The 7,562-nt window shown below is 51.0% G+C and carries 7 protein-coding genes and 3 pseudogenes; 4 read left to right on the top strand and 6 right to left on the bottom strand.

Features of this window, described 5'->3' with window-relative positions; genetic code table 11:
• Nucleotides 1-214: 214 nt before the first annotated feature.
• From N1078_RS19100 to N1078_RS19075, 6 genes and pseudogenes are all read right to left on the bottom strand, one after another.
• Nucleotides 215-319: pseudogene (locus N1078_RS19100) on the bottom strand (transposase); the annotation flags it as partial.
• 200 nt (nt 320-519) lie between these two features.
• The gene (gene msrA / locus N1078_RS19095) at nt 520-1,188 is read right to left on the bottom strand and encodes a peptide-methionine (S)-S-oxide reductase MsrA (RefSeq protein ID WP_274089662.1); all 669 of its coding nucleotides are present in this window, start codon (nt 1,186-1,188) and stop codon (nt 520-522) included.
• A gap of 2 nt (nt 1,189-1,190) precedes the next feature.
• The gene (gene msrB / locus N1078_RS19090) at nt 1,191-1,712 is read right to left on the bottom strand and encodes a peptide-methionine (R)-S-oxide reductase MsrB (RefSeq protein WP_274089661.1); all 522 of its coding nucleotides are present in this window, start codon (nt 1,710-1,712) and stop codon (nt 1,191-1,193) included.
• A 291-nt stretch (nt 1,713-2,003) separates the two neighbouring features.
• On the bottom strand, nt 2,004-3,404 hold the full coding sequence (locus tag N1078_RS19085; RefSeq protein ID WP_274089660.1) for a YncE family protein: 1,401 nt from the start codon (nt 3,402-3,404) through the stop codon (nt 2,004-2,006).
• Nucleotides 3,401-3,913: a DUF305 domain-containing protein gene (locus N1078_RS19080; RefSeq protein ID WP_274089659.1), complete on the bottom strand. Its 513-nt coding sequence runs from the start codon at nt 3,911-3,913 to the stop codon at nt 3,401-3,403. The genes N1078_RS19085 and N1078_RS19080 overlap by 4 nt, the downstream gene beginning before the upstream one ends.
• A 327-nt stretch (nt 3,914-4,240) precedes the next feature.
• The gene (locus N1078_RS19075; protein ID WP_274089658.1) at nt 4,241-4,504 is read right to left on the bottom strand and encodes a DUF2790 domain-containing protein; all 264 of its coding nucleotides are present in this window, start codon (nt 4,502-4,504) and stop codon (nt 4,241-4,243) included.
• A gap of 305 nt (nt 4,505-4,809) precedes the next feature.
• Between N1078_RS19075 and N1078_RS19070 the strand changes: the two genes are divergently transcribed.
• From N1078_RS19070 to N1078_RS19755, 4 genes and pseudogenes are all read left to right on the top strand, one after another.
• Complete coding sequence (locus N1078_RS19070) at nt 4,810-5,550, top strand: response regulator (RefSeq protein ID WP_274089657.1); 741 nt, start codon at nt 4,810-4,812, stop codon at nt 5,548-5,550.
• Entirely contained in the window at nt 5,547-6,866 is a 1,320-nt protein-coding gene (locus N1078_RS19065; RefSeq protein ID WP_274089656.1) for a sensor histidine kinase, read from the top strand. The genes N1078_RS19070 and N1078_RS19065 overlap by 4 nt, the downstream gene beginning before the upstream one ends.
• Before the next feature lie 133 nt (nt 6,867-6,999).
• Nucleotides 7,000-7,185 (top strand): annotated as a pseudogene (locus tag N1078_RS19060) (transposase); the annotation flags it as partial.
• 1 nt (nt 7,186) lies between these two features.
• A pseudogene (locus tag N1078_RS19755) lies at nt 7,187-7,320 on the top strand (IS110 family transposase); the annotation flags it as partial.
• Nucleotides 7,321-7,562: the final 242 nt, after the last annotated feature.

Genomic DNA, 7,562 nt, shown 5'->3' with positions numbered 1-7,562 from the left:
CGAATCGTGTTGCGCGCCAACCCGGTGCGCTTGGCTATCTCATGCAGCGACAGCTTGTCGCGGAAATACATCCGGCGGATTTTGCCCATCATTTCCATACTGATCACCCTGTGTTCTCCTGCTCAAAAATTGAGCAGAAGCAGTTGAACACCTGGGTCAGTTTTCAGTCGGCAGAACAGCCTCTACTGGGTCAGTTTTCGGTCAGCGGCAACATCGACATGCCCAAGCGAGCTGCGACCTCAGCTATAGGCAGGCCTCGTTCAGTGACCTGCTTGACGGCTTCGATTTTGAATTCTTCGGGATAACGCGAGTTACTCATGGCACCTCCTAGTGGGCCGTATTATGAGGCTTGGAGGTGTCTACTAAACTAGGGGCGATTCAAATGCCAGAATCGTAGATCAGTTGCTCACAACAACGCGCCAGAGATATTAAGTGAGTACCTGTTCTACTGCGGCCATGCGTAGTCCTGTCGTATTTAGACGCACGGTGACAGCCTTGCCTGTTCCCTCGGAGGGGGGGCTATATCGTATTACCCCACAAATTTCGCAGGCGTTGGTCACGGCCGCAGCCGCTACGGTAGTAGTTGTAGCGCAGCGGGTTACGTAGGTAGTAGTCCTGGTGGTAGTCCTCGGCGGGGTAGAAGGTGTCAGCAGCGAGGATCTCCGTGACCACTGGGCCAGGCAGTTTCCCTGAGGCTTGCAGTGCGTCTTTTGAGGCTTCGGCCTGCTGCTTTTCCTGTTCTGTGCCGTAGAAGATCGCGCTGCGGTACTGCGTGCCACGATCACAGAACTGGGCGTTGGCGGTTACCGGGTCGATGGTTGGCCAGAAGGCTTCTAGCAGCTTGGCATAGCTGGTTTTGCTGGGGTCGAAACGCACACGTACGGCTTCAATATGACCGCTTTGGCCGGCCGAGACTTGTTCGTAAGTGGGGTTGTCGATGTGTCCACCGATATAGCCCGAGGTGGTTTCAATCACGCCGGGGACTTTGTCGAAGTCGGATTCAGTGCACCAGAAACACCCGCCGGCAAAGATCGCCACGCCGGGGTTTGCCACTGACTGAGCGCTTGTTTGCGGTTGCGGCGGCGGCGCCGGGGCGGCTGTAGGTCCACAGGCGGCCAGTAGCCCGGTAATTAGCACACTAGTGCTGAGCAGCAGACGCTTGCGCCAAGGAGTCGTGATGCGAGTCATGTTCAGCTCCGCAGTTCAGGCAAGGGTTCGCCTTCGGGAATAAAGCGTAGGGCCAGGCCGTTATTGCACCAGCGTTCGCCGCGAGGTTTCGGGCCGTCATCGAATACATGACCTTGATGCCCGCCGCAGCGTGCGCAGTGGTATTCGGTGCGTGGAAAGATCAGGGCGAAATCGCGTTTTTGCGCCATATGGCCGGCAACCGGCTGAGTAAAGCTTGGCCACCCGGTACCGCTCTCGTATTTATCCTGGCTGGCGAACAGCGGCAGGTAACAGGCGGCGCAAGCGTAGGTGCCGTTGCGTTTTTCCTGATTCAGCGGGCTGCTGCCTGGTGCTTCGGTGTCTTCTTCAAAGAGCACGGCATAGGCGGCGGGCGTCAGTAGTTCGCGCCAAGCGCTGTGGGGCTTGTCTAGCGGCGTCACGCTGCTCGCGCTGGCGATGGCTTGCGCCAGGCTGAGTGGGGTGTGGCTGAGCAGTGGCAGGGCTGGCAACAGGGCCAGTCCCTTAAGCAGGTCGCGTCTGTTCATAGCGGTACTCTGTATTAGGTGCGGTCATTAGGTAAACCTAGACAGGGGATCGATTCTCGACTCAATAACTCTGAAGACTCGCAAAGAGAAGCAGATTATAAATTTTCAGAAAATATATAATAAGAAATACTGCTATATAGAGCGTTTCTCGAGTTTTAAGCGACTCATATTGCTAAGAATTCAATGCGCAAGATGTTTTCAAAAAATCACGTATAGCAGAGGGTTATTTAACTGTTGAACTTAACCAGTACTGGTGTAAACACCCCATTTGAGAAGTGTTTACACCTACTGTCAGAACGTGCTGCTCAGTACCGCTTTATTGTCGCTCTGAGGATTGGTGCCCTCTTTGACTAGCAAGGTTGCAGGTATTACTTCTCGGTTTGATGATGAGTTGACTAATTCGCGTAGTGGCCCGATAGCATTGCCATTTGCGGCCCCTGCAAGGTTAGTCTTGAAACTTGCGATCGGTGAGCTTTGACCAGCCAAGTAAAGGCTATAGACGGTTTCTGGCTTAAGCTTGAAGAGTGCAACATCTAACGAGTCGACCAATCCAAGATTGCGTGAAACCACAAAGCCGCGGCCTTCACCACTCATGGCTTTAAGTGAAATATTGTACGGTTCACTATTACTTAGTGGTTGCAGGTCTGTGCGTCCGTCACCGCTGGGTACCGCATTCGACAGATAGACAAGGGCCTGCGGTGACTGGCCAACAGGTACGCGTGCGATAATACGATTGTTGGCGGTATTGATAACTTCAACAGCATCGCCATTCTCAAGCCCAACATAGATTCGGGAGCTATCGTCAGACGTCCAAATGCCGTGCGGTAGAGCACCTACTTTTAAGCTTGTAATTAATTGCGGAGGGCTTTCGGTATTGAATACCTTCACCAAGTTTTCACCACCAACAGTGACATATGCAAGAGTGCCGTGATCGGTTTCGGCAAAAGCTATATGGTTACTGATAAACCCAGACTCGAAGATTTCTTTGACACTTAGATTGTCGAGATCTATACGGGTGACCTTGCCAACATCTTTATGGGTCATCCATAGCTCTTTACCGTCGGGTGTCAGTTGTAGAAATGGCGAAAAAGGACTGGTCACGGTAATGCGCTTGATTACCTTATGGCTAGCAACGTCGATTACAGCAACTTCAGGAGTGAAACTGTGCACGACAAAAGCGCGCTTGCCGTCTGGATGAAACAACAACATACCGGGGCCGGGTGCCGTCTGGATGCGCCGAGTCTCTTGATAGGTTTTAGCGTCAATTACCGAAATGTAATCAGCGCCGCGTACTGTCACCCAGACTTCTTTGCCATCATTACTGAAGAAGCCTTCGTGAGGCGAGCGGCCGATATAACTGATTGCTTTAACCTTGTTGCTTGCAGTATCGATGAAAGCCACCGAGTTGGAACCGTTGGAAACTGCAATCAAGGTTTTGTGATCAGGAGAAAAACCCAGGCCGTGGACATTAATTTCACCTTTATAAAGTGGCGAGAGAATGTCCGGGCGTGGATTGCCCAAGCGTATCTGCCCTAGCAGGTTGTTAGTGGAGGGGTCGATCACAGAAATTGTATTGCTATTCTGATCGGCACTATAAACCCGGTCGTGTGGGCTAGGTGCTGCCAGTAACGGAGCGGCGGCCATTGCGATAATTAGGTTGAACGGTAAAGTGGCTGCTAAGCGATTTTTCATTTGAGATCTCCTTTGGGGTAAGGTTTGACGCTCTCGTGCGACCCTGGCGAATGCATGGTTTGGCGTTGTTGCCAAGCTTTCATAAGATTGATTTCATTCTGCTGCTCGGCAATTATTGCCAGCGCCAGATTTCGCATTTCTAGATCCTTTCCACTTAGCAATAAGGCCTTGGCCATATCCACTGCGCCCTGGTGATGGGGTATCATCATGCTGACGAAATCTTGATCCGGATCACCATTCATGGGGGCGATTCGCATACCTTGATCCATTATCAACATGGCCTGATCCATAAGTTCGGCAAACGAATATTCGCTGCTGGCGATAAAGGGCGTCGCCGGGGTCGTTAAAGTGCCAGCATGTGAGCTATGCCCTTCGTGAGCGATAGCAGACAAAGTCGGTAGCAGCACGACACCTAAGGAAATAGCGGACAAGCAAGGCATTATCGCAATGCCTAATAGAAATTTTTTAAGGTTTACGTTAGTGCCTGAGCGACGATTAAATATATTCATTGATTAGGCTCGCTGGTACTTGTGTTATTTATAAATTAATTTGAGCAGGTGTATTGTCAAAAGCCAGCGCCCTATCGGTCCTGGATTATAATTGCTGCTATTAATAAAAGGTGGGGCGGCGTGCGGTGAATATTGCTGCGTCACGACGCATAAAGGTGCTCTGTCCGCTCCATATATAAGTGCCACGGCAATGTTAATTCCAAAGAGCCATATTTATCAATTAATAGCGATGAACGTCACAAATAGCTTTTTATCCGCAGAAATTCCTCTGAAGAAAACAACTTATTAAGTACAAAGTATGGCGAGTGTGAATAATCAACCTCAAGATCATCCGCCGTCGCTGCAGTTTGAAGATAGTTTTCTGTATATAAGCACTCGCTTCTCGCCGTTTGACTTTAAATAGGTCATCTGAGCATTGACCACATTGCAGTGCTGGCTGCTATCCTCTGTCAGAGATACCACCGAATTGATATCGAGGGGGGTGTTGTAGGAATATGTTTCGGTTACTATATTTTCTTGTGCCACGACTGGTGGCACGCCGAGACTCAGAAGAACGAATAAGCTTGCAGTTAATGTGTTATTTAAGTTCATGTTTGCTCTCTTGCGTAGAGTAATCAGTTATCGTGTGTCGCTCGAATCGAGGTGTATTGCTGCGATGGCGATAATTAAACGCCCGCAAAGTGTCTATATTGTGTCGAGAAAGCTTGTTTTTAATTCACTGTGTATCAAGCTCTAATTACGATACAAAACGATACAAACGAGCTATTTGCAAATTTCCGTATATGTATGGATTCCTGATGCACCACTAAGACTGATATATAGTGTCTGACGTACAGGCCTTATCTTGGGGTATCGCATCTACGATGCAATTCGTGCAGGCACTTGGAGGCTTGGTAATGGAGCATGTTGATCATGTACTGGTCGTAGATGACGATCGGGAGATCAGAGAGCTGGTGGGTACCTACCTACAGAAGAACGGGCTTCGCACCACCGTCGTCGCAGACGGCCGCCAGATGCGGGCATTTCTGGTAACCAGCCAAGTCGACATAATTGTGCTGGACATCATGATGCCGGGTGACGATGGCCTGGTGTTGTGCCGTGAACTACGCGCGAGCAAGCATAAAGACGTCCCAGTGTTGATGTTGACCGCACGTAACGATGAGACAGACCGAATCATAGGCTTGGAAATGGGGGCTGATGATTATTTGGTTAAGCCCTTTGCCGCCCGTGAGTTGCTCGCGCGCATCAACGCAGTGCTTCGCCGTACACGCATGCTGCCGCCTAATTTGGTCGCCACAGAAAGTGGTCGAGTGCTTAAGTTCGGCCGCTGGCGGCTGGACACCACTGCCCGCCACCTATTGGACGAAGACAGCACGTTAATTGCCCTGAGCGGAGCGGAGTTTCGTTTACTGCGTGTGTTTTTAGATCACCCGCAGCGAGTGCTCAGCCGCGATCAGTTGCTTAACCTGACTCGGGGGCGAGATGCAGACCCGTTCGATCGCTCCATTGATCTGCTGGTCAGCCGTCTCCGTCAGCGGTTGTTGGACGACGCACGTGAGCCGGCTTACATAAAGACGGTGCGTAGCGAAGGTTACGTATTTACCATCCCAGTTGAACTTCTAGAGGGGCAGCTATGAGTTTCGCGCTGAGTTGGCCGAGCACGCTAGCCTCGCGCTTGTCGCTAATTTTTTTGGTATGCCTGATCCTGGCTCAAACATTGTCGTTCGGGGCTCAGTACTACGAGCGTTACGAGAGCACAAAAACGACCATGTTAAGCAATCTTGAACACGACGTATCAACATCCATTGCAATCCTTAACCGCCTGCCAGCCGCTGAGCGCGTGAGCTGGCTCAAACGCTTGCACCGTCGTAACTATAGCTACCGACTTAGCGGAAACGATCCAGGTATGCAGCTCGAACCAAACAACCTTCCAGTGGCCGCGCATTCACTCGAAACCGCATTAGGAAACGACTACGACCTGGTTTTCACTGAGACATTTGGGCCACACAAAATGATCCAGGCTAAGTTGCTGTTATCTGACGGCAGTCCTGTCACCATTGATGTACACGCTTCGGTCAAACCATTGTCTCCATGGTTACCATTCATTCTGCTCAGTCAGCTCGTTTTAATGATCAGCTGCACCCGATTAGCAGTAATGATTGTAATTCGTCCGCTCAGTCGTTTGGCCGAAGTGGTCGAAAATCTCGACCCCAATGCGCCCCCTGCAAAGCTTGATGAACACGGGCCGCGTGAAGTGGCCTATGCCGCCCGTGCCTTCAATGTTATGCAGGCACGTATTGCCGAGTATCTAAAGGAACGCATGCAATTACTAGCCGCCATCTCCCACGATTTGCAAACACCCATCACCCGCATGAAGCTGCGCGCTGAGCTCATGGACGACTCAGCCGAAAAATCCAAAATTACTAATGATCTTAACGAAATTGAACATTTGGTTCGCGAAGGTGTTGCCTATGCACGCAGCACCCATGGTGCAACCGAAGCCAACTGCCGTATTAATTTAGACTCCTTCCTAGATAGCCTTGTATTCGATTACCAAGATACTGGACGTGATGTAAGTCTCTCCGGGAAGAGCGGATTAGTCATCAGCACGCGCCCCCATGCTCTTAGACGAATTCTGGCGAACCTGGTGGACAATGCAGTTAAATACGCTGGCAAAGCTGAAGTGGTAATCACTAGTAATGCGAGCACCGGTATTTCGATTAGCGTACTGGATTGCGGTTCGGGAATCTCCGAGGATGTTCTGGCTGATGTGTTTAAGCCGTTTTATCGCGTGGAAAGCTCACGAAACCGCAGTACTGGTGGCGCCGGCTTGGGCCTGGCCATCGCTCAGCAGTTGGCTGTGGCGATTGGCGGATCTCTGAACTTGCGCAATCGCGAAACTGGTGGCCTCTGTGTCACCTTAGATCTGACACATGAACCGACGATCCCCTGAATCGCCTCACAGCGTTTTGCACGTGAAGCGATTAACAGCGCAAAAAAACGTTAAGTCGACACGATCAAGAGAGGCAGGGCTACTCCGTTCTGATAGACATCCCTGGGCTATGCTTTGAGCATTGGAGGGAGTCTTGAGAACCCAGCGATTCACCCCAGAATTCAAGGCTGAAGCCGTTAGACAGGTCGTTGAGCGGGGATATTCAGTAGCGGAGATTGCCGAACGCCTCGGAGTCTCTACCCACAGTCTCTACAAATGGGTAAAGGCCGTCACCCGGGATAAACCCGAGAGGCAAGCCAGTGAACTACTCGAAGCCAAGTGTTGTGGCCAATGCGCGGGACGCCCGCGCAGTACCTGGGCGTAAACCGACGTTAATGATGCGCAGTGGGTTCAGCGACTGCATACCTATGGTTTGCTGCGTGTCAGCTTCCATCCGGATAGAGAGATTGCCGCGCCAATATCCGGGGGCAATCACTACGAGTAAAAGTATCGGGAAAAAGTAGTGAAGGGGTTGCACCGAAGGGCGGCAGAGTTAGGTTTCACGGGTAATCCCCCCATTTTTAGTACTTACGAGAAGTAGAGATCAGGCCACAAGGGCCAACTTCTGTTTGGGGGTGATTGTTGGCGCTGATGGAAAATTGACCCACCCTGCCGATTGAAATTTGACCCAGGGCGGATTGCTGATTTTGTTACCAG

The sequence above is a fragment of the Pseudomonas sp. MIL19 genome (assembly GCF_028680365.1).
Classification (GTDB): domain Bacteria; phylum Pseudomonadota; class Gammaproteobacteria; order Pseudomonadales; family Pseudomonadaceae; genus Aquipseudomonas; species Aquipseudomonas spirodelae.
Note: the sequence above shows the minus strand (reverse complement) of the source record. Positions and strands in the feature narration are given on the sequence as shown.

Coding starts and splice junctions, on each gene's coding strand:
- msrA (WP_274089662.1), bottom strand. CDS start 1,188: ATGACTCGCATCACGACTCCTTGGCGCAAGCGTCTGCTGCTCAGCACT.
- msrB (WP_274089661.1), bottom strand. CDS start 1,712: ATGAACAGACGCGACCTGCTTAAGGGACTGGCCCTGTTGCCAGCCCTG.
- N1078_RS19085 (WP_274089660.1), bottom strand. CDS start 3,404: ATGAAAAATCGCTTAGCAGCCACTTTACCGTTCAACCTAATTATCGCA.
- N1078_RS19080 (WP_274089659.1), bottom strand. CDS start 3,913: ATGAATATATTTAATCGTCGCTCAGGCACTAACGTAAACCTTAAAAAA.
- N1078_RS19075 (WP_274089658.1), bottom strand. CDS start 4,504: ATGAACTTAAATAACACATTAACTGCAAGCTTATTCGTTCTTCTGAGT.
- N1078_RS19070 (WP_274089657.1), top strand. CDS start 4,810: ATGGAGCATGTTGATCATGTACTGGTCGTAGATGACGATCGGGAGATC.
- N1078_RS19065 (WP_274089656.1), top strand. CDS start 5,547: ATGAGTTTCGCGCTGAGTTGGCCGAGCACGCTAGCCTCGCGCTTGTCG.